Annotated in this window: 20 protein-coding genes and 1 other annotated feature; of the genes, 4 read left to right on the top strand and 16 right to left on the bottom strand. The window is 26.6% G+C overall.

What is annotated here, in order from left to right; translation table 11 throughout:
- Nucleotides 1–40 precede the first annotated feature (40 nt).
- The 5 genes from VN21_RS17155 to VN21_RS17135 all read right to left on the bottom strand — a co-directional run bounded on the left by VN21_RS17155 (nucleotide 41) and on the right by VN21_RS17135 (nucleotide 4965).
- Nucleotides 41–790, bottom strand: coding sequence for a response regulator transcription factor (locus VN21_RS17155; RefSeq protein WP_046824337.1), 750 nt, complete (start codon nucleotides 788–790; stop codon nucleotides 41–43).
- Between the two features lie 9 nt (nucleotides 791–799).
- Nucleotides 800–2512 carry a cache domain-containing sensor histidine kinase gene (locus VN21_RS17150; protein WP_084822255.1) on the bottom strand — a complete coding sequence of 571 codons (1713 nt, stop codon included), beginning with the start codon at nucleotides 2510–2512 and terminating at the stop codon, nucleotides 800–802.
- Between the two features lie 145 nt (nucleotides 2513–2657).
- A complete protein-coding gene (locus VN21_RS17145; RefSeq protein WP_046824336.1) occupies nucleotides 2658–3314 on the bottom strand; it encodes a 4Fe-4S binding protein in 657 nt (218 codons plus the stop codon).
- A 99-nt stretch (nucleotides 3315–3413) separates the two neighbouring features.
- Nucleotides 3414–4118, bottom strand: a complete 705-nt coding sequence (locus VN21_RS17140) for a C40 family peptidase (protein WP_052952137.1) — start codon at nucleotides 4116–4118, stop codon at nucleotides 3414–3416.
- A 97-nt stretch (nucleotides 4119–4215) separates the two neighbouring features.
- Entirely contained in the window at nucleotides 4216–4965 is a 750-nt protein-coding gene (locus tag VN21_RS17135; protein ID WP_046824335.1) for an alpha/beta family hydrolase, read from the bottom strand.
- Between the two features lie 159 nt (nucleotides 4966–5124).
- Nucleotides 5125–5392: a binding site (T-box leader), on the top strand.
- 99 nt (nucleotides 5393–5491) lie between these two features.
- On the opposite strand from VN21_RS17135, the gene VN21_RS17130 reads away from it, so the two are divergent.
- The 3 genes from VN21_RS17130 to VN21_RS17120 are packed head-to-tail and all read left to right on the top strand — an operon-like array spanning nucleotide 5492 to nucleotide 7562.
- The gene (locus VN21_RS17130; protein ID WP_046824334.1) at nucleotides 5492–6283 is read left to right on the top strand and encodes an amino acid ABC transporter substrate-binding protein; all 792 of its coding nucleotides are present in this window, start codon (nucleotides 5492–5494) and stop codon (nucleotides 6281–6283) included.
- A gap of 9 nt (nucleotides 6284–6292) precedes the next feature.
- A complete protein-coding gene (locus VN21_RS17125; RefSeq protein WP_046824333.1) occupies nucleotides 6293–6904 on the top strand; it encodes an amino acid ABC transporter permease in 612 nt (203 codons plus the stop codon).
- Nucleotides 6905–6914: 10 nt separating this feature from the next.
- Nucleotides 6915–7562 carry an amino acid ABC transporter ATP-binding protein gene (locus VN21_RS17120; RefSeq protein WP_046824332.1) on the top strand — a complete coding sequence of 216 codons (648 nt, stop codon included), beginning with the start codon at nucleotides 6915–6917 and terminating at the stop codon, nucleotides 7560–7562.
- A gap of 251 nt (nucleotides 7563–7813) precedes the next feature.
- Here the strand turns inward: VN21_RS17120 and VN21_RS17115 are convergent, their stop codons facing one another.
- The 7 genes from VN21_RS17115 to VN21_RS17085 all read right to left on the bottom strand — a co-directional run bounded on the left by VN21_RS17115 (nucleotide 7814) and on the right by VN21_RS17085 (nucleotide 14306).
- Nucleotides 7814–9106, bottom strand: coding sequence for a sensor histidine kinase (locus tag VN21_RS17115; RefSeq protein ID WP_046824331.1), 1293 nt, complete (start codon nucleotides 9104–9106; stop codon nucleotides 7814–7816).
- 218 nt (nucleotides 9107–9324) lie between these two features.
- A complete protein-coding gene (locus VN21_RS17110; protein WP_046824330.1) occupies nucleotides 9325–10521 on the bottom strand; it encodes a NupC/NupG family nucleoside CNT transporter in 1197 nt (398 codons plus the stop codon).
- A gap of 232 nt (nucleotides 10522–10753) precedes the next feature.
- Nucleotides 10754–11080, bottom strand: a complete 327-nt coding sequence (locus VN21_RS17105) for a hypothetical protein (protein ID WP_046824329.1) — start codon at nucleotides 11078–11080, stop codon at nucleotides 10754–10756.
- 138 nt (nucleotides 11081–11218) lie between these two features.
- A complete protein-coding gene (locus tag VN21_RS17100; protein WP_046824328.1) occupies nucleotides 11219–11923 on the bottom strand; it encodes a YczE/YyaS/YitT family protein in 705 nt (234 codons plus the stop codon).
- Between the two features lie 23 nt (nucleotides 11924–11946).
- The gene (gene ymfI / locus VN21_RS17095; RefSeq protein WP_046824327.1) at nucleotides 11947–12687 is read right to left on the bottom strand and encodes an elongation factor P 5-aminopentanone reductase; all 741 of its coding nucleotides are present in this window, start codon (nucleotides 12685–12687) and stop codon (nucleotides 11947–11949) included.
- A gap of 136 nt (nucleotides 12688–12823) precedes the next feature.
- Entirely contained in the window at nucleotides 12824–13540 is a 717-nt protein-coding gene (locus tag VN21_RS17090) for an SDR family NAD(P)-dependent oxidoreductase (RefSeq protein WP_046824326.1), read from the bottom strand.
- Nucleotides 13541–13586: 46 nt separating this feature from the next.
- Nucleotides 13587–14306, bottom strand: coding sequence for an SDR family oxidoreductase (locus tag VN21_RS17085; protein ID WP_046824325.1), 720 nt, complete (start codon nucleotides 14304–14306; stop codon nucleotides 13587–13589).
- Between the two features lie 140 nt (nucleotides 14307–14446).
- Here VN21_RS17085 and VN21_RS17080 point away from each other — a divergent pair, with 140 nt between their 5' ends.
- On the top strand, nucleotides 14447–14794 hold the full coding sequence (locus tag VN21_RS17080) for a winged helix-turn-helix transcriptional regulator (RefSeq protein ID WP_025163093.1): 348 nt from the start codon (nucleotides 14447–14449) through the stop codon (nucleotides 14792–14794).
- A gap of 22 nt (nucleotides 14795–14816) precedes the next feature.
- On the opposite strand, the gene VN21_RS17075 is transcribed toward VN21_RS17080, so the two are convergent.
- The 4 genes from VN21_RS17075 to VN21_RS17060 form a co-directional block, all read right to left on the bottom strand.
- Complete coding sequence (locus VN21_RS17075; protein WP_046824324.1) at nucleotides 14817–15794, bottom strand: HD domain-containing protein; 978 nt, start codon at nucleotides 15792–15794, stop codon at nucleotides 14817–14819.
- 273 nt (nucleotides 15795–16067) lie between these two features.
- Nucleotides 16068–19664, bottom strand: coding sequence for an AAA family ATPase (locus VN21_RS17070; protein ID WP_046824323.1), 3597 nt, complete (start codon nucleotides 19662–19664; stop codon nucleotides 16068–16070).
- 21 nt (nucleotides 19665–19685) lie between these two features.
- Nucleotides 19686–20591 carry an HD domain-containing protein gene (locus VN21_RS17065; protein ID WP_046824322.1) on the bottom strand — a complete coding sequence of 302 codons (906 nt, stop codon included), beginning with the start codon at nucleotides 20589–20591 and terminating at the stop codon, nucleotides 19686–19688.
- 169 nt (nucleotides 20592–20760) lie between these two features.
- The gene (locus tag VN21_RS17060; protein ID WP_046824321.1) at nucleotides 20761–21666 is read right to left on the bottom strand and encodes a DUF4097 family beta strand repeat-containing protein; all 906 of its coding nucleotides are present in this window, start codon (nucleotides 21664–21666) and stop codon (nucleotides 20761–20763) included.
- Between the last annotated feature and the right edge of the window lie 49 nt (nucleotides 21667–21715).

Genomic DNA, 21715 nt, shown 5'->3' with positions numbered 1-21715 from the left:
TTTTTGCACTATATTGACATAGATATACATTATTCTTTAACTATCTATCATCCTCAGGTGATATTCCTTTAAACTTTTTATAACTTCTTGAAAAATAACTTGCATTTGTATATCCAACTTCTATTGCAATTTGAGAAATTTTCATATCGGTATTCTTTATTAAACTTTCCGCTTTTTTCATTCTATAGTTAGTTAAATAAGAACTAAAGTTTTCTCCAACTTCTTCCTTAAATAACCTTGAAAAATATTCATGTGATAAGAATACATAGTTAGATATATCTTGAAGAGATATGTGCTGTTTATAGTTTTTATGTATATAATCAATTGATTTTTTTATAGTTTTTGAATATCCATCCTTACTTTCACTTAAGGTGTTCTCTTTTTGTAATCTACTTGCCTTGTTCTTTTCTAATTCTTTCTCAGACTCATTTACTTTATCTAAAATTTCTTTTAATTCTTTTGGCCTAATATCTGATTTTACTAAGTATTCATACACTCCACAACTTATAGCTTCTTTTGCATAAGAAAATTCGGCATAATTTGTAAGTAATATAACATAAATATCTGGAAAAACTTCTTTTATCTTTTTTGTAAGTTCTATACCTCCCATTATTGGCATTTTTATGTCACTTATAATTACTTTAGGGTTTAGGTTTAATGCTAATTCATATGCTTCTTTTCCATTTGATGCGCTTGCTAGAACATTAAATTCATTGGAAATATTTGAAATAGTATATGCTATCCAATCTCTTATAGGTGCTTCATCTTCTACTACTATTATATCTAACATATTTACCTCCTAATTTGGCAGTATAAAAGTAATTTTAGTTCCTTTACCTTCTAAACTATCTATCTTTAATCCATAGTCTTGTCCATAATTTAATTGTATTCTTTCATGTACATTTATAACTCCAACACTATTTATGCTAGCTTCTTTATTTAAAACGTGATCTAATTTATCTTTAGACATTCCTATTCCATTGTCTTCTATAATTATTCGTATACTATCCTTTAGACTATAACCTTTTATATTTATATACCCTTTATTATTTTCCTTTTCCATACTGTATAGTATTGCATTTTCTACGATAGGTTGAAGTATAAATGATGGTATTTTATAATCTTTTATATTTTCATCAAATTCATATTCTATATCAAAACAATTAGGATATCTCATCTTTTGAAGCTCTACATAATTTTTTATATTTTCTAACTCCTCTTCCAATGTAATCATTTCACTTGCTCTAGGTAAAATACTTCTAAGTAGTTTTGTAAACCTATAAAGCATTTCTTCGGCTACTTCTGTTTTATTCATTGAAACTAAAAATCTTATACCACTTAATGTGTTGTATAAAAAATGAGGATTTATTTGAGCCTGTAAAAAGCTTAGTTCAGCTACCCTTTTTTGTTTTTCATATTTTTTAATATTTTCTATTGACTCATGTAACCGTTTTACCATACTGTTAAAAGAGCTTTGAAGTTGACCTATCTCATCATCTCTATCAACCTCTACTTCTACCTCTAAATTACCTTTCATAACATATTCCATCTTATCCTTTATCTTTAAAATAGGATTTGTTATCCAAACTGATATTTTATATGTAATTATTAGCGCCGGAATGCTTATTAATGCGATTATATAAAGTGTCCTTTGAGCAATTTTATTAGATACTTGCGACATTATATTCGAAGGTATAACTTGAATGATTTTCCATCCATAGGAGTCTATATTAGATTTAATTTCGATATTACTTGAATTCATATTGTGAGAGTTTTTATTAGTTTTATATTTTGTTCCTATTAATCTTTTGTCTTTACTTGAAATTATCTTATCTGTAGAGTCAACGATATAAACTGATGTTCCTTTTTCTAAAAGATCTGAATACCTGTCATATAGCATTGTTTCACTTATATCTATAATTAAAACTCCTAAAGTTTCATTAGTTATAAAATCTTTTATAACTCTACCCATTTTTAATATATTCTTATATGGTCCAATCCCATTTTCATCTCTATATGTATTTATAAGAACTGTATTTCCATTTGCTTTTACTATTTTTTCATACCATTCTTGGTTTTTAATATTATCTAAATTATACTTATTTTTAGAGTATGTTCCACAGCTCAAACCGTTTTCTCCAACTATGTATAGCTCTGGCTTCATATTAAACTTTCCATATTTGAAAATTTGATCCATTAATAAACCTTCTACATAATCGTAATTTTCTTTGTTTACTATGACATCTTGATGTTTATCTTTTGGATTAGATAATATGTCTATTAACTTGTTATCTGCCACAATATTATTCCCTATACTTTCTACATTTGAAAGCAATATTGAAATATTATTAGATACCTCATCTAATACTTGTAATCTCATTACTTGTATTTCTTCTTGGACAATCTTATTACTGTCATTTATAACCCAGGCACTAATAATTCCTGTTATAAATACAATCAAAACAAATATCAATAAAAATAGCTTAAATGTAATGCTATTTGTTTTTATCATAATCACTCCTTTTCTCTTAGATTTCCAACTAATAATTTTATCTTATGTGACTATTTAAATCAATATTTTTATATTTAAAAACAAATATACAAAAATAAGCATATTAAAACTTTATCTCAAGTTTATATGCTTATTTTTAAATATTTTATTTGTTTTTTCTATCAAGATTTATCTCAATAGAATCTTTTGGACATTTATAAACACACTTTTTACAGAATATACAGTCAGAGTCTTCTACTAATCCTTCTTTATATTCCTTTGGTGAAATTCCCATTGGACATGCTTTTGTGCATAGACCACAGCTTACACAGCTATTATTGACTTCTAAGTTTACTTTTCTACCTTTTATCTTTGCTACAACTGCTGATAAAGTTCCCATTGGACAAAAATTACACCATGTTCTCTGATTATAGAAAAGTCCTAAAATAATTCCTATTATAGATGTTATTACTATTATTTTGTAAAATACAAACCCTATTCCATATAAGTTTCCCCAATTTTTATATAATCCCATTGAGAAGTTAAATATTATAAATAATACCATAAATGCTCTAAATAATTTACTTTTTAAAAATTTAGGTACTTTCTTTTTAGGTGAAAACCTAGATAGTACGTTCTCATAGAAATTACCTCTTGGACAATAATTTCCACACCAATAGCGCCCTTTTCCTGAAAATGCAACTGCAATTGGCGCAACCATACATATTATAGCTATAATAGCAAATCTCATATCAAATAATGATAGTATTAAAAAAGTTAAAAAGATTAAGTATCCATACTTTTTATAAAGTTCTTTAACCATATTTCTCCTCCTAGTTAAATTAAATTTATCTTATGAATACATAATATAATTATTTGATATTTTTTTCTGTGACTTTGTAACATTTCTTATTTAATTATACTAAGGTCTTCTGGCTCCTTTATAATGTGTTTCATAGTACCCAGTTAATTTAGACTTTTTAATTCCAGACTTTTCATTTGCAGCATGTACAAATTCATTGTTTCCTACATACATGCCTACATGACTTACTCTCCCTTTTCCCATAGTATCAAAAAATACTAAATCTCCTACTTGTAAATCTTTTTTATCTACAGCTTTTCCAAACTTACTTTGCTCATATGAAGTTCTTGGTATGTCTTTTCCTAATGCATTTTTATAAACATATTGAACTAATCCTGAACAATCAAAAGAATTAGGTCCAGTAGCACCCCATACATATTTATTTCCTACTTTGCTTTCTATTAACTCAACAGCTTTATCCATATCATTAGATGCAGATGTATTTATATTACTTTTTTCTGCTGGTTTGACTGTATTCACTAATGTATTTTCTGCACTGTTTTTATTTGAAGTTTGGTTGCAATTGTTAATCTTACTACTATTTATATTACTTTGAAGTGTTTGTAATGAATCCAAACTATGTTCATCTTGATTATTATTGCAATGACAACTGCACTTGCAATTGTTTGTTGGAATATTTTCTATTGCATTTTCTAAAATTAAATTAAATAAATCAAAATTACTATTAAACTCATTTTTATTATTTGTATTTGCTTGATTTACTGCATTTAAAAGTTTAATTGTGACTAATTGGCTTACATCCATTCTAAATCTCCTTGTTCTATATTTTTAAAAATAACAAAAAATAACCGTATATATTTAATACGGTTATTTCTTAATTTTATTTAGTTTTAATTTGTATTTACTTTATAGATTCTAAAAATTCAATAATCTCGTTAGATGTAATATTTATTTGCTCTTTATTGCTTATTAAAGATTTCCCATCACCTTTTTGTTCTCCATAATCTCCAAATCCAGCATGATTTCCTCCTGGAATTTCAATAAATTTAGAGTTTGCAGGCATTACTTTTTTTGCATTTTTTACTTTATTTAAATCTGCAACTTTATCATTACTTCCCCATAAAGACAATACATTCATCTCACTCTTTGCAAAATCCTTATTATCTTTAGGATATGATGCTAACAGCACTAACCCCTTTATTTTACTGTCTTTCAATGCATAATCAGAAGCCATAACCCCACCTAATGAGTGTCCTCCTATAACCCATGAGTTCACATCTTGATGCTCATCTAACATATTCTTAGCTTTATTAGGTGATAAAATTGCTAAATTGAATTTCATCTTACTTAATATAACAGGATATCCTTTAGATGCTATTTCTCTAGCCATAGGCGAATATGCACTATTTTCTACTTTAGCTCCTGGATAAAAAATGAATCCAACTTTCTTTTTATTTGATTTAGGATTAAAGAAAATATCCCCATTTTTCTCATTTTCAACAATCACGTTGGAATCTGACTTTAATGATTCTATAGCATATGATTGTGATTTATAATAAGAACTTGTGTAAATAAAAAATATACCCGCTAGTATAGTTAAAATAGCAACTATACTAACACTAACCTTAAACTTTAAAGATTTCTCTTTCATTATGCTACTCCTTTTTTAATTTTCATTTTAATCCTATAATATATTCTACATTTTGTCTATATGATAGTGATTTATAGAAAATCTTTCAAGATAAATAAAAAATCTATTGACATATAAAAAAAATAGCTTTATTATTTAAATCAATAACAAAATCTAATTTTAAATGCTATGAAAAGAAATAGTAAAAGTAACTATCTTTAACAGAGAGCTACCGTTTGGTGAGAGGGGCAATTGATTTTACTTTGAACACATCTTTGAGCTGAACACCGAAAAGAAATTCTCTTAGTAGGCTGATTCCGGATTCCCTGCACCCGTTATAGTGCTAGAGTATAAGCAAATATTTTTTGCCGTACTCAAAGAGGTTGGTATCGTGAGATATTAATAAAATAGAGGTGGAACCACGTGAGATTTAACTCCCGTCCTCTAGCATTAGCTAGAGGATGGGAGTTTTTTAGTTTATTTCATTATGCGCGCAAAGAAATATACTCAAATATAATTTTAAACTTACTATTTAAGGAGATATTACATGAAAAATATAATTAAAGTTTCAGGTTTATTCTTGTTAGTGTTTTTAGCTATTTTATCATTAACTGGATGTTCTAAGTCTAATAAAAATGCACAAAAACATAATGAAAATGAGGTTATCGTAGGTTATGACAATACTTTTGTACCTATGGGGTTTTTAAATGATAAAGGAATTCCATCAGGTTTTGATATAGATTTAGCAAAAGAAGTTTTTTCTAGACTCAATATGAATGTCAAATTCCAAAATATAGATTGGTCAATGAAGGATGTAGAATTAAATTCAGGAAATATTGATGTTTTATGGAATGGTTATACTTTAACTGATGAAAGACGTAATAAAGTTGACTATTCTAATCCTTATTTAAGCAATAATCAAGTTATTGTTACAATTAAAAATTCAGCTATTAAAAGTAAAGCTGATTTAAAAAATAAAGTAGTTGCAACGCAACAAGGAAGCTCTGGACTTGATATCCTTGAAAAAGATAATAGATTAGTCAATACATTCAAAAACAAGGCGCCTATACTTTATGATACTTTTGATAATGCTTTTAGAGATTTAGAATCTAAACGAATTGATGCAGTTGTAGTTGATGAAGTTTTAGCAAAATATTATATAGCTAACTCTAAAAATGACAATTTCAAAATTTCAAATGATATTTTAGGCAAAGAAGTTTTTGTAGTTGGGTTTAAAAAAGGTAATATAAAACTTCGTGATAAAGTAAACAATGTTTTAGATGAGATAAAACAAGATAAAACATTCGATAAAGTTTATAAAAAATGGTTTAATCAATAGGAGGATCTTATGTTAGAAGGTTTAAAATTAGTTTTAATATTATTTTTATTTACGCTTATAGTTTCAATACCCTTAGGAACACTAATCACACTTTGTAGGGTATCTAGTTTAAAGTATTTAAATTTTTTAGCTAAAACTTACTTGTTAACTTTTAGAGGAACTCCATTATTGCTACAATTAATTTTTATATTTTATGGGTTACCTCTTATAGGTATTGTATTTGATAGATTTACAGTTGCAATACTTGCTTTTTCATTAAATTACAGTGCCTACTTTGCAGAAATTTTTAGAGGAGGAATAAATTCAATAGACAAAGGTCAATATGAAGCTTGTCTAATGTTAGGACTTGATAAAAAGCTAACCTTTATAAAAATAATTATTCCCCAAGTTTTTAAAACAATTTTATCCCCAGTATCAAACGAAGTTATTACATTAGTCAAAGATACTTCTCTTGTATATATTTTAGGGCTGAATGATATTTTAAGAGTAGCTCAAGTAAATTCAAATAGAACTTTAAGTTTAATTCCTTTGATAGAGGTTGGAGTTTTATACTTAGCATTAATATTTATTTTAAGTAGCATATTCAAAACTTTGGAACAAAAACTTTCATATTATAATTAGGAGACATAAAATGATAAAAGTAAATAATTTAAATAAATCCTTTGGTCGTACTATGGTTTTACAAAATACAAATTTAAACATAGCTCCAGGTGAAATATGTGTTTTGCTTGGAAAATCAGGTAGCGGTAAAACTACCTTACTTAGATGTATATGTGGACTTGAAAGCTTTGATAGTGGACAAATAATTGTAAATGGACAGACTATTAATAGTTATAAAGATATATTAAATTTAAAAGGCGAGATTGGTATGGTATTTCAAAATTTCAATTTATTTCCACATATGTCTGTTTGTGAAAATATAACTTTATCTCCCTTAAGTACATTAAAACAAAATAAATTTGATGCAATTGAAAATGCACTCTCTTTATTAAATAAATTAAAATTAGAAGATAAGTCTAATTCTTATCCTTTCGAACTTTCTGGAGGTCAAAAACAAAGGGTTGCTATAGCTCGAGCATTAGCTTTAAATCCTAGAGTATTGTGTTTAGATGAACCTACATCTGCTTTAGACTCATATAATATAAATATTTTTAAAGAAATACTTTTCAACTTAAAAGAAGAAAAGAGATCTATATTAATAGTGACTCATGATAAAGATTTTGCAAGGTCAGTTGGAGATAAGATTCTTACTATGGAAAATGGATGTATACAAATTTAATTTTTACAATTAAAAGGATATTGTGATTTTTAGTCTAATATAATAGTTAATTAGATTTAATAGTATAAATTAAATTTAAATGTAGGGGGCTATTTAATGGCAGTTTTTACTTTATTTTTATTTTTTTTATTTTATTTGTATTGCTTGAAAAACGAAAAACTAATACTTCAATATGAAGCTTGGGATTCTAATTTTTAATTTTTAAAAAACAAAAGACTATATAATAGATTTTCTATTGTATAGTCTTTTGTTTAGTTCGTATTAGTTATATGCTTTGTAAATGGTACTTTAATATTAAATTCAGTTTCCATATTATCGCTCTCTACATCTATAGAGCACTTATAACCTTCTAATAACTTTTTAATTGAATATAGTCCATATCCTCTATTTTCACCTTTAGATGAATATGCCATTTCAAATATTTTTTTAGTATCTTTTATTTTTGAACCATTATTCTTGATACAAATATTATAATAACTTTCTTCTTCATAAATGTCTACATGGACATATTTATAATCTTTTTCAGAAAATTGAAGTTCATCAATTGCATTATCTATTATATTTAAGAGTATAGAACTTATCTCTGAATCTGTTAGCTCTATATTTTCTAATACACTGTCAATACATGCAGTAAAATCTATATTATATTTAGATGCTCTTAATTTTTTCGTATTTAATATAGCATCTATACAATGATTACCCGTTACAAAATCGACAGATACATTGCTCTCATAATCTGCCATACTTAAAATATATCTTCTAGCATCTTCAATCTTACCACTTGTAACTTGCATAAGAATTATTTGTAAATGATTCATATAATCATGTCTTTGAATTCTCAGTGCATCTACACTATCTTCCATTTGTTTTAAATTTTTTTCCATTAAACTTTTTTCTAATTCATTTAAAGCTTTTCTTTTGTCATAATTTATTACCATAAAAATTAAGACAATCAATATTAATATTAATGATAGTACTACAAAAATCCTTACTATAATTTCTGCATCATAATGCATCCCACTTACACTGTATAAAAGTAAAATTAAAATTCCAATTATAGCCATTATTAATACACTTACATATAAAAGTACTTGTTGCGCGTATTTATTTTTTTCCGATATATTTTTTAAGTCCATAGTCTGTTTAAAATATTTATATTTTATTAACTTCATAAAAATAGCCATAAATAAAATAGCCATATAGCAAGCTAGAACCCTTAATAGTTGATTATCTAATATAAAGTCAAGCTTTATTCCCATAACATTCATAAGAGTAATCGTTATAACTTCCGATGTCATTCTTATTCCTAATACTATAGCAGTTATAATGAATGACTGTGCTATATTTAAATTGCTAAAAAACTTTACAATTATAGCTAAAGCAAAAAATAATAAAACATTGCTAACTCCTAAAGGAAGTTTTTTATCCAAAAAATACCAAATAAATACATATAGGAATGTCATATAAAATATATCTTTCCGTTTAATATCTTTAATTGCTATTCCAACAGAATAAAATATAACTAAAGCTTCTGGGATACCCATTAAAATTACATTTGAGATACTTATATTAATCCCTCCTTGCACAAGCCTCTATTTATCATCATTTTTTACATTTATCTACATTTTCATATTAACATATCTATGATATTTTTACTACAACTTAAATATAAGTTTATAACTTTATTTTCTATGTTTTTCTTTTAAATTAACTATTTTTCAAAAAATAAAAAAAAGATTTGAGTTAACTCAAATCTTTTTTATTAGAATAATAATATTAAACCAACTATCATAGCTGATAAAGTACTAACTAAGAAACCACCTATCATACCTTTTAATGCTATGTTAGATATCTCTGTTCTTCTTTCAGGACAAAATACTGATATTCCTGATATACAAATACCTATACTTGATATATTTGCGAATCCTGCTAAAGATATTGATATAACTAGAGCAGTTCTAGGATCAAGAGTTTTAATTATTTGTCCTAAATCCCCAAATGCTATGAATTCATTTAATACCATTTTACTTCCTAGTAATTGTCCAGCTGTTAGTACATGAGAAGGATCTAGCCCCATTAATAATGCAAGTGGAGCAAATACATATGATAATATTTGTTGTAAAGATAATCCTATTACCCCTAAACCACCATTAACTAAAGCAACTAATCCTGTTATAGCTATTAATGCTGCTCCTATACCAAATGCCATTTGCATACCATTAGTAGCACCTTCTGATATAGCAGACATTATATTTGTATGTGCACCTTTTCTATCCATTTCTACCTTTTCAACAACTTCCTCATGTTGAGTTTCAGGTATTAATAGCTTCGAAACTATTATACTACTTATTGGAACTAATGCTCCTGCTATAAGTAAGTTTTCCATAGGTATTCCCATTCCTACATATCCCATTAAAACAGTAGCTGACATACTTCCCATACCAGATACTAAAACTAGCATAAGCTCACTTGTAGTCATTAAATGTAAGTATTTACTTACAAGTATTGGTGATTCTGTTTGACCTAAGAACATATTAGCAACTGCAACGAAACTTTCTACCGCACTTGTTCCTAGTACCTTTTGTATTGCACCACCAATTACTTTAACTATAAAGTTTATAATTCCTAAATAGTAAAGAGCCCCAACTAATGCTCCTATAAAGACTATGTTTCCAAGAACTGATATTGCAAATATGAATCCACTTTTCCCATCAGCTAATGGTCCAAATACGAAAGTTAAACCTTCCATTCCATAACCTAATACATTAGTTACAAAGTTAGAAACTATTTGTACAACAGTTCTCCCTATAGGGAATTTTACTAGGAAAAAGGCAAGTACGAATTGTATTAGTAAAGCCTTTCCTATCAATTTCTTGTTTACCGACGTTTTGTCAGAAGATGCTAGGTAAAGTCCAGCTAATAACACTATGATTCCTAAAATGTTTAAAATTATTGACATAGCTTTCTCCTTTTTCTTTAGTTTTCTCAATAATATATTATACACTATTTTCGACATTTTTCTACCACTTTTTGATTATTTTTACAATTTAATTTATTTATGTGGTTTAATTGGTCATTTATACTACTTATTCTCTGCATTTTTGAGCTTTTTATTTATACTTTATGTAAAAATGAGATATTATAATATCCCATTTTAACTTTTAAGCTTCCAGCTTATTTTAACTATATTCTCAATGTTTTTTTTGATCTATAACTAATCTATTTGCTGAAAATAAGTTTATATTGGAAAAAGCATCAACACTAATATTTGGCTTGTATATAATTATATCTCTACAAGCTATATATTTATGATGATGTATAATACTTACATTCGAAATTAATCGCTTTATATTATTATCTAGTAAATAATCTACTATTCTCCCTAAATTCATTTCAGATGTATTTTTAACGTAAAAATTTTTAGTATTTGTATCAAAAATCATTATATTTGGAGTGTTGTTTATATCATTACATACTTGAAAACTTTTTTCATCTTTTATTGGTATACATATTTTCAATGTAAGTCCTCCTTATTTTTAATTCTTTGCTATAATATATGAAGATTTTTTAGCAAAGGTGTTATTTTTTCTACAAATTACTTTAATTTCCACCTGTTAAAAATACAAATAAAAAAGAAAGCATCGCTTTCTTTTTTATTAATGTGAGTTTTCATCTAAATCTATATTATTTATACATTCCTTATAAGAATCATTAAAAAGTCTATATTTAATACGCTTAATATCATCCAGTATATATCTATGGCTTATACTATTTGTATCAAACTTGCAAATTTTAAATGAGTATTCTATAAATAGTCCAAACACTAAGGTAGTTATTACCGTACCTATCCCAATACTTCCCCCTAGTATAAATCCAAATAAAAGAGCAAACATTTCTATACAGGTTTTAATTGTTTTTACTGGCCTTTTTGTTTTTTTGTGAAGTGCTACCATTAATCCATCTCTTGGACCACTTCCATATCCAGCGCCTATATAAATTACACAACCAATTCCTATAATAAACATACCTATAAACAACATTATAAATCCAATTATCATATTCGTTGATGTAGGGATTATATTATTTAGCATAAAAAAGTCCATAAATATTCCAATTAAAAACATATTTAAAATTGTTCCAATTCCTAAATTTTCACCTAAAAACATATCTACTATAACAACTATTATTCCAAGCAACATACTTGCCTGACCCATAGTGATCCCTAAATTTCTTGATAATCCATGGTGAAATGCATCCCAAGGTGATAATCCTAGATTGGCCTGTATAGTTAAAACTATTCCAATTGAACAAACAAATAAACCTATAACTAATCGTATAAAGCTTTTAATTCCATGCCTCATTATATTGGCTCCTCTATTTTAATTTAAACTATAACAAACCCTCCATTAGGACTTATAATTTGACCTGTTAAAAAATCCGAATTGCTACTTGCTAAATACAGTGCACATTGAGCTATATCATTAGGTGTTCCAAGCCTCATTAAAGGAGTTTCCTCTTTTAACATATCAAGAGTATCATCAGATATATTGTCTAACATATCTGTTTTTATAACTCCTGGAGCAATACAATTGACTTGAATATTTGAAGGTCCTAATTCTTTTGCTAACGCCTTAGTCATTCCAATTATAGCAGCTTTACTAGTAGAATAGTGAACTTCATAAGACCCTCCAACCATTCCCCATATTGATGATATATTTATTATCTTTCCATTCATTTGCGGTATCATATACTGTAGAACTTTTTGAGTTGTAAAAAATACACTATTTAAGTTTGTATTTATTACCTCATTCCATTCTTCATAGCTTATGTCTGTAAATAAATTGGTTCTACTAATACCTGCATTATTAACTAAAACGTCTATGCTTTCAAATCTTCCAATGCAATAGTTTACCATGAAATTTACTTCTTCTTTTTTTGAAACATCTGCTTTATATGTATCTACTGACAACCCTCTACTTTTTAAATCATTATATAGTTCTAAAGCTTCTTTCTCTGAATTATTATAATTTATTAATACATTATAATCATTTTCAGCAAACAAAGTAGCTATAGCTTTGCCTATTCCTCTAGATGCACCTGTAACTAATGCTGTTTTTTTATTCATCAACCTCTCCCTTTCACATAAAATTTCAATATTCAATCACTATTATATATGAATACCTATTATAATAAAAGAAATATAGTATAAGTATTAAAAAAACATACTAAAGCCAAAATAGCAGTTTGGCCTTAGTATGTTTTTAGTCATATATCATTTTTTTAGTCATGCCGCCGTCAACAATGATATTACATCCATTTATAAAGTCATTCTCATAATATGTTAAAAATAAACATGTATTTACTATGTCCTTTGGTTTACCTACTCTTCCCGATGGGTGATTTTTATGGTCTCTCTCACTTAAATCTTCATAGTTTTGAGTTTCTATCCAGCCCGGACTTATTGCATTGACCGTTATTGGAGTATTTGATAAAGATATAGCCATTGTGTTAGTTAAAGATATAAGCCCTCCCTTTGAAGCTCCATAACTTTCCCACCCAAATTCATTTTGATTAAATCTAGTAGAAGATATATTTACTATTCTTCCATAACTTTCATTTTGATTCGCTTTTATAAATTCTTGAGAGCATATAAAACTTCCTCTTAAATTAACATCCATCACTTCATCAAATTCATTTAAAGTTATATCATATACAGATTTGTTAAACTTACTTATAGCTCCATTGTTTATTAATACATGAATAGTTTTATATTTTTTCACTACATCTTTAAATATATCTCTAATTCTTTTTTCATCTTTTAAATCTGCCTTGTAAAAAATTATATTCTTATTATCAAAATTATATTCTTCAATATCTATTGCAATAACTAATGCATTTAACTTTGCATACTCCATGGCAATAGCTCTTCCGATACCATTACTTGCCCCTGTAACTACTACAACTTTATTAGTATACATATACTCCCTCCCCACTTTGAACAGTTTACATAATTTAATTATTTTATTAATCTTCTTGTTTAGTCTTTGCTATAACAATTTCTCTTATACATACATCTTGAGGCTGGTTATAAGCAAATTCTACACAACTTGCTATTTTTTCTGGATCAAGACCTGATTCTATAGTTTTTTTCCATTCATTGTAATTATCTTTTATATTCACATCTGTTGTGTGTGATAAAAGAGGAGTTTCTACAACACCTGGAGCTATAGTTATGACCCTTACATTTGAGCTTGCAACTTCTTTTCTTATATTTTCTGTTATTGCATGAACTGCAAATTTTGTACCACAATAAACTGAATGATTATCAAATGTCTTTCTTCCTGCTATAGAACTTATATTAATTATTGTTCCTTCATTTCTAGATACCATATCGTTTAATACAATATTAGTTCCTGTAAGTATACCCTTTATATTTACATCTATCATATTGCTCCATTCTTCATAACTTTGTGTATTAGGCTCTCCAAGTAGCATTATGCCAGCACAGTTTACCAAGCAATCAACTTTTCCAAATTTTTCTTCAGCTTCTTTTATAGCTTCTTTCATTTTTTCTATATTTGTTACATCCACTGATTTACATAAAGAATTAGGTAAGTTTAATTCTTCCATTTTATCAAGTCTTCTAGATAATAATAGTACCGGATGACCATTATTAGATAATTTTTTTGCTATTTCTCTTCCTATTCCTGAACTTGCTCCTGTTATTACAGCTAATTTTTTCATACATAACCTCCATATAACTATTTTTATTATGGAATAATTATATATTCTTTGATATTATATTGTAAGTACGCACATAATTGTTATATAGTGAACTAGAAGTAACTATTGTGCATTTTCAACAGATTCATTGGAGGAAATTTATGAAAAAATCTATATTAACATGTGAAATAGAAATAACATTAAATGCTATTGGCGGTAAATGGAAACCTTTAATACTTTATTATTTAATAGAAGAAGGAACTAAAAGGTTTGGTGAAATTCAATCATTTATTTGTAAGGTGTCTCATAAAACTTTAACTACCCAATTAAGAGAATTAGAATCTGATGGATTAATATCTAGAACAGTTTATCCAGAGGTTCCTCCTAGAGTTGAATATAGTATAACAGATAAAGGCATGAGTTTATACCCAATACTTGAGGCAATGTGCGAGTGGGGAGAAAAAAACTTAACTGATAAATATGAACTTATAAACCCTCAGTGTAAATAATTATAAAGGTGTATCAACACCTTTATAATATTTCTATGTAAACACCCTTTTCCATCTTTGCTTTTGCCTTTTTATTTATAAGTTCTACATTATTATCTAGCTCTGATAACGAATATACTTTCCCACCTATACTAACTCCAGGGTCTATAAGTCTTGTTTTACCTTTTATAAATATATCGTACTTATCCTCATTTATCCTAAGTTTTACATTTTTGTTTAGTGATTTCATTAGACTTTTTATTTTATTATTTTCAGATCTGTTAAGTATGTCTATTACCTCATTATCTGTTTTTAATATATCTTTTAAATTCAACTCATTCTCATCAATCGCAATTTTTATTGCTTTAGATAACTTATCATAAGAATATCCATTTATGGGATTCATAAAGAAATCTATAACCTCTGTATAGTATAGCTCTAAAAACCATCTAGCTGATTCTATATCGTTTGTAACAATTTCTCCATCTAATACTTGTATATTTTTTAAAAACTCATTTATTTCATTTTTATTAGTAAACCCGTACTTATACATATCCCTTAAAGTATAATCAACTCTGTCCGCGCATAACCTAGGTGCTTTTCTTTCTAGTATAGTCCACTGCTCTTCATTTTCTAATATCTCTTTAAAGTCATATCCATACTTATTTAATATATATGGAATTTTAGAATTTATTACAACTTCATCAAATATAAGTTCATGATAATCTTCATCACTATTATCGAATACAAAGTCTATTACATGTGAAAATGCAGTGTGTGATATATCATGAAGTAATCCTGCTATTTGCTCTTTTAAACTTCCACCTAATAATCGAATCAACAGCATAACCCCAATTGAATGCTCAAATCTATTTACGTTTAATTCCTCTTTAATTAAATATGTAGCTCCTACTTGATGTATATTTTTTAACCTTTGTAATGCATCACAATTTATAAGTTCTATTAAAACATCCTCTAATTCAAACTCTCCATATATGTAATCCACTATTTTATTTTCCATATAACCCTCCTTAATAACCTCTTATAGCTTTTTATATTATATCATAATATAAAAAATTCGCTTTGCTCATGTCGCTCAAATTTCATGTCATCAACGTCCACTCGGTAAACTCGTGTCCCGTTACTCAGACGATTTAGTACGTTGCTCAAAGTGTTATTTTTTACTTTCACCCAAATATTAATATTGCTATACCCCATAAGTTATCCACAAATATTAGTTACGTATAATTTCCTTAAAGAAAAAAATACTAGGTTTTACCCTAGTATTTTTTCTCTATATTCGACTTATAATTTTATATTTTAACAACTTAAACTCATCTTCATCTATTATATTTAAATCTAATAGATTTTTTAGTTTTAATAATTCATCTACAGTAGATGTTTCTAAGTATTTTTTATTTTCTTTATTCCTACTAGGAATTAAATCTAAGTCAATTGAATTCATTTTATTTTCTTCACCATAATTAAAATAATTATCTTTTTCCTTAATGTTTTTTTGATTTAAATTTTTATCAATAAATTCTTTTTTTCCTTTTTCTATATCTCCTTTTTCTATAGTATTTATATCCTTTGCATTTACTTTATTATCATATACTCTGCAACTTTGAATTCTTACAAGAGTATCTATATAACTTTTTACCATAAAAGCATTTTTTAAAAGTATATTTTTATTATTATACAATTCGTTCATTGTATTTTTTAGTGTTTCATAACTTTCTTCATTTAAAATAAATCCTTTATTGTCCAAAGTATCTAAACATATTTCATAAAGTTCTTCTTCATTATATCCATTAAAATCTAAATATAAAGGAAATCTGTAGTTAAGTGATTGATTTTCTAATAAGATTTTATCAATTCCAACTTTATTACCTGATATAACTAGTATTATTTTGCTTTTATTTTTATCTATAAACTTGATAAGCATAGATACTATTTCATTGTAATTATATTCATTAATAAGTAAATCAAACTTATCTATTAAAATTACTTTACCTATAAACTTATTTAATATATCTTCTAGATTCATACCACTGTTTATGCTAGATACTATCTCATCTTTATCTATTTCAACTATACTTTTAGCTTTTATAAGACCTTTGCTAAAATACATTTCAGATAAAATACTTAAAACTCTTTTTTTACCTGTACCTGTGTCTCCAGTAAAAATAATATTTTTGTATTTATTTGTTCTGCTTCTCTTTCCTAGCTTTTCTCTTTTTTCTTCTATCTTCATTAGTTTATACTGACTTCTTAAAAAGTCTTTAGCTTTACAATTTCCTTTTAAGTTGCTTAGTTTTTCTTCTAAGTCAAAAGTATTTTCATAGTCTGACATATTTATCTTTTCTATATCTTTAACTGTTATTAAATTCATTTCATAAACACTTATATCTTCTTCAGCTATTCTTATACTTTGGTTTCTAATTAAACTTTCAACATAATTTCTTACCATCCTACCATTGCCTGACTGTGAATCAGCCTCTTCATATATAGCCTCAAAACTTGTTTTTAAAGCTGTATATGCGTTTTTGGATAACTTAAATCCTTTATTCTCAATTAATTTTATAGCCATTTCTAGCAACTCATTTGGATTGTAATCTTTAAAAACCGTCCATATAGGAAATCTTGACTTAAGACCTATATTAACATCAAAAAAGTCTTCCATTTCTTCTTCATACCCAGCAAGTATAACAACTACATCTTTTCCATAATCTTCAATCAATTTAAGTAAGGTTTCTATAGCCTCTCTCCCTAGTGAATCATTAGCTAATGTATAAGCTTCGTCTATAAAAAGCACACCACCTATAGCTTCTTTAAACTTCTCTTCTGTTTTCTTAGATGTTTGACCTGGTAATTCAGATACAAAGCTAGATCTATCTGTCTCAACAAGTTGTCCTACTTTTAAAAGTCCCATACTGTTTAGCATTTCTGCCACTAATCTAGCAATACTAGTTTTTCCTGTGCCAGGATTTCCTGCAAACACCATATTTAAATTTTGTTCAATTTTTGTACTTACTCCTGCTGATTTTCGCTTTTCTTGAGCCACAATTAGTTTATATTGACTTCTTAATAAATTTTTAACTTCTGTTAATCCCACTATCGAACTTAATTTTTCCTCAAGATCAAATTTAGTTTTTGCCTTAAAGTTAAAATTATCTCTCTCCAATAAATCTATTTGTTTAGATTTATCTGTTAGATATTTTTTAGACGCATCCAATATAGCATTTTCAACTATGTTTCTAACAAACCTTGCATTTCCTAAATCATTTTTACCATTTATTTGGTTCTTTGCAAATAAATCTATTAAATCATGTTTCACATTTTTTGCAATTCTATATCCCTTTGATTTTGCAATATTTAACGCAATTTCGTACATCTGCGTAGGAGTATAGTCCTCAAAATGAATAGTGTTTGGAAATCTTGATTTAAGTCCTGGGTTAAATGTTAAAAATTCATCCATATCTTTTTCATATCCAGCTAAAATAACAACTAATTCATCTCTATTGTCTTCCACTCCCTTAAGTAAAGCATCAACAATTTCTTTTCCTGCTTTATCATCATCACTTTCACATAATGAGTATGCTTCATCTATAAATAAAACCCCTCCTATAGCAGAGTTTATTATATCTATAGTTCTTTTGGCAGTATCAGCTACATTTTCTGTAACAAAGTCAGCTTTACTAACTTCTCTGTATATTCCTTTTGACAAAATACCTAAAGAATTTAAATATTCAAATGTTATCCTTGCAGCGTTAGTTTTACCCGTCCCTGCATTTCCTGCAAAAATCATGTTTAAGGATATATTAGATGTCTTGAGCCCTAAACGTTCTCTTATTTTTTGAACTTTATAATTATTTTTCACATTATTTAAAAATATTTTTAAATCTTCGATCCCTATTATAGAATTTAATTTATACTCAGCTTCTTCTAACGTAGGCATTGAATATTCGTTTAAATTCAATTCTTCATCATTTATTTTGCAGTATATATCATTGTCTTTAACATATATAAGCGCATCAGTTGTAGTTTTTAATCTATCTTCTCTTATTAAATTTGTTAATGGCTTACATAGCTTATAAGAAACATATTCACTTATACCAAAATTTGAGTCCTTTTTATATGTTTCTTGAAGAAATTTGCATATTCCAAAATATTCGTCACCTTTGTCATCTTCATTTATATCTAAAGTTATTTTAATATTAAATTTTTGTTCTACATTTCTAATTGTTTTTAATACTTCTCTTTTTACCACTTTATTTCGTTCATTTCTATTTAATGGTTTTGTATGTAGAGTTTTATCTATATTCAATTTAAATTGTTCATTAAAATATTTATCTATTTCAAATTCTTCATTGTTACTAATATATACTAAAAACTTATTATGGCAAACAAGTTTATCTATAGTACCTGATTCTTCATTGTCTGCTTTAACTAAAAACTTATTTTTTATAATATAATCATCATTTAAGTTTAAACATGTATTTGGGTATAAGCTCGATAATACTTTTAAAATTTCCCCACTTGATTTTTCTATATTTTTAAACATTACACAAGCTGAATCAGAACTTAATTTTTCATATAAGTCTGTTAAGAAAGCATTATATCCTAAATTAAAATTATATGATCCTAAGTCAATTTCATCTACCTGAGGATTATATAATAAATTAGTTCCTTTTAAATTTTCAAATATTCGTCTTATACTGGTTTTTTTAGCAGTTTCCTTTTCTCCAACTAAAACTAAAATACCTTTTTCATTTTTTGAAAATTTATAGTTAAAGTAATTACATAAATCTTTAATAAATTCATTTTGTCCTATAAGTTCTTTTTCTAGGCTTTTTCGTATCTCTTCAAATTTTTCATTTATATTTATCATTTTTATCCCCTTTCTAAGAGTTTATAAATATAATCGTGTTTCTAATCTTCTATCATAATCTGACCAACCATCATTTTGTGATTTATCTTTAATCTGATTAATTTTATTCATAGTTGCATCTATTCCATCTGCAAAGTTTATGATAAAAGACTCTTCCATGTTGCATTCTCTAGGAGATCCATATTCAAGTTTTCCATGATGTTGTATTATACATCCTTTAACTCTCCTTATAAAATCTTCACTAAACTCATAGTTGATTTCATTTATAGCTTTGTCTACCATTTGAACACCTATTGCTATATGTCCTTCTAACTCACCTTGCAAAGTATATTTAAATGGACCTTTGTAATCTAATTCATAAAGCTTGCCTATATCATGAAGTTTTGCTCCTAATATTGCTATCTCTTTATTCTTACAATTATATCTATCACAAAGTGTCTTGGATAAGTACATAACTCCAAGAGTATGCTCTGCTAGGCCTCCTATGTAGTTATGATGCATTGATACCCCACCTATGCCCTTTTTAAACTTGTCCAGAAATTCTTCATCTTTAAAAAAGTAATCATTTAAGATTGAAGCTTCTTCAGATTTTATATATTCATCACTTATATCTTGTATTTCTTTTAAAATATCTTGTATAGGTCTTTTTACTTTTGGTAAATAGTCATCTAGTTCATAGTCAGATTCTATTATTCTTACACTTTTAACTTCATCCATGGTAGGCTCTTTTTTACTTTCTACCTCTATAACTTGACCTGGCTTTAACCTAAACTTATTCGGTATTCTAGCTTTAATTTCTTCACTCCTATCTGTAAGTATATAGGTTGTCATATTGCTATCCTTATGTATTTTTTTCATTACCATTAATGATGTTTTAAAATTTTTATTCATACCTATATCTTTTAAAAATTCCTTTTTATGAGTCATGTTAGCCTCCTTTTTAAATCATATATATTTTAAAGTTATTATTTACAAAATATATAAAGTATATTAATCCATCTGTATTTTATAATTTATCCAATATTTTCAGTAAGTATAATTTAATTAATAACAAAAAGTACTTAAAACTATTTATTGATTTAAGTACTTTTTACTATTAATTAAATTTTAAATTTATATCTCCAGAGTTACATTTCAAATTCATATCAAACTTAGATTTGTTGTTCTTTATAAATTTTCTACTTTTAACCTCATCATTTATAATTATATTTCCACTATCATTTTTTAAGTTGTAGTTATACTCATCTTCATTTTTACCTATATCAAGTTCAATATTTCCTAAATTATTAGAAACATTAATATTGCCTAAAATTTCCCCCTTAAACTTAGTATAACCTATGTTATTGCTCAATTCTAAGTTTTCTTTTACACTGCTATTTAATATATTTATGTTTCCCATATTACTTTTAAATTTAGCATTTAAGCTATCTAATCCATCTACATTTATACTACCTGTAGCAGTTGCCATGTCTAATTGTTCTACCTTGCAATTATTTATGTTTATATTTCCTGTATCACAACTTAAATCAATATTAGATACATCGAGTTTATTTAAGAATAAGTTAGATATATTTGACGATATGCTTAAATTATCTAATTTTATACCTTTAGGTATATATATTTTAATACTACTATCTCTATTTTTTTTATAATATTCTAAGTTGTATGTATCATTTTTAATTTTTTCTTCTTTTATATTTAAACTTCCATTTTCTATTTTATATTTTATGTTTATATAATCCTTTTTATATTTTAAGTCTACTTTATACTGATCTGATGGTATAATTTCAATACTATTTAAATCTGTTTCTACATTTATATTTTTAAACGCATGTAATTTTTTGCTATAAATTAAATATTCTTCACTAGTGGAGTCATAGCAATCACTACTATTATTGTTTTCTATAAATACATTTTCATCAAAAGCATACCCCATTCCAGTAAATACAAATCCAATTACAATAGCAAGTGTTGATAACTTAACTATAGTTTTTATTTTCATATTTACAACTCCTTTGTTAATTTATATATACTCAATAAAATATATTTTT

It is taken from the genome of Paraclostridium benzoelyticum (assembly GCF_001006285.1).
In the GTDB taxonomy this organism is placed as follows: Bacteria; Bacillota; Clostridia; order Peptostreptococcales; family Peptostreptococcaceae; genus Paraclostridium; species Paraclostridium benzoelyticum.
Note: the sequence above shows the minus strand (reverse complement) of the source record. Positions and strands in the feature narration are given on the sequence as shown.

What these genes read in the sequence shown, in the direction of transcription:
- VN21_RS17155 (WP_046824337.1), bottom strand. Translation starts at nt 790, where the DNA reads ATGTTAGATATAATAGTAGTAGAAGATGAAGCACCTATAAGAGATTGG.
- VN21_RS17150 (WP_084822255.1), bottom strand. Translation starts at nt 2,512, where the DNA reads ATGATAAAAACAAATAGCATTACATTTAAGCTATTTTTATTGATATTT.
- VN21_RS17145 (WP_046824336.1), bottom strand. Translation starts at nt 3,314, where the DNA reads ATGGTTAAAGAACTTTATAAAAAGTATGGATACTTAATCTTTTTAACT.
- VN21_RS17140 (WP_052952137.1), bottom strand. Translation starts at nt 4,118, where the DNA reads ATGGATGTAAGCCAATTAGTCACAATTAAACTTTTAAATGCAGTAAAT.
- VN21_RS17135 (WP_046824335.1), bottom strand. Translation starts at nt 4,965, where the DNA reads ATGAAAGAGAAATCTTTAAAGTTTAAGGTTAGTGTTAGTATAGTTGCT.
- VN21_RS17130 (WP_046824334.1), top strand. Translation starts at nt 5,492, where the DNA reads ATGAAAAATATAATTAAAGTTTCAGGTTTATTCTTGTTAGTGTTTTTA.
- VN21_RS17125 (WP_046824333.1), top strand. Translation starts at nt 6,293, where the DNA reads ATGTTAGAAGGTTTAAAATTAGTTTTAATATTATTTTTATTTACGCTT.
- VN21_RS17120 (WP_046824332.1), top strand. Translation starts at nt 6,915, where the DNA reads ATGATAAAAGTAAATAATTTAAATAAATCCTTTGGTCGTACTATGGTT.
- VN21_RS17115 (WP_046824331.1), bottom strand. Translation starts at nt 9,106, where the DNA reads ATGGGTATCCCAGAAGCTTTAGTTATATTTTATTCTGTTGGAATAGCA.
- VN21_RS17110 (WP_046824330.1), bottom strand. Translation starts at nt 10,521, where the DNA reads ATGTCAATAATTTTAAACATTTTAGGAATCATAGTGTTATTAGCTGGA.
- VN21_RS17100 (WP_046824328.1), bottom strand. Translation starts at nt 11,923, where the DNA reads ATGAGGCATGGAATTAAAAGCTTTATACGATTAGTTATAGGTTTATTT.
- ymfI (WP_046824327.1), bottom strand. Translation starts at nt 12,687, where the DNA reads ATGAATAAAAAAACAGCATTAGTTACAGGTGCATCTAGAGGAATAGGC.
- VN21_RS17090 (WP_046824326.1), bottom strand. Translation starts at nt 13,540, where the DNA reads ATGTATACTAATAAAGTTGTAGTAGTTACAGGGGCAAGTAATGGTATC.
- VN21_RS17085 (WP_046824325.1), bottom strand. Translation starts at nt 14,306, where the DNA reads ATGAAAAAATTAGCTGTAATAACAGGAGCAAGTTCAGGAATAGGAAGA.
- VN21_RS17080 (WP_025163093.1), top strand. Translation starts at nt 14,447, where the DNA reads ATGAAAAAATCTATATTAACATGTGAAATAGAAATAACATTAAATGCT.
- VN21_RS17075 (WP_046824324.1), bottom strand. Translation starts at nt 15,794, where the DNA reads ATGGAAAATAAAATAGTGGATTACATATATGGAGAGTTTGAATTAGAG.
- VN21_RS17070 (WP_046824323.1), bottom strand. Translation starts at nt 19,664, where the DNA reads ATGATAAATATAAATGAAAAATTTGAAGAGATACGAAAAAGCCTAGAA.
- VN21_RS17065 (WP_046824322.1), bottom strand. Translation starts at nt 20,591, where the DNA reads ATGACTCATAAAAAGGAATTTTTAAAAGATATAGGTATGAATAAAAAT.
- VN21_RS17060 (WP_046824321.1), bottom strand. Translation starts at nt 21,666, where the DNA reads ATGAAAATAAAAACTATAGTTAAGTTATCAACACTTGCTATTGTAATT.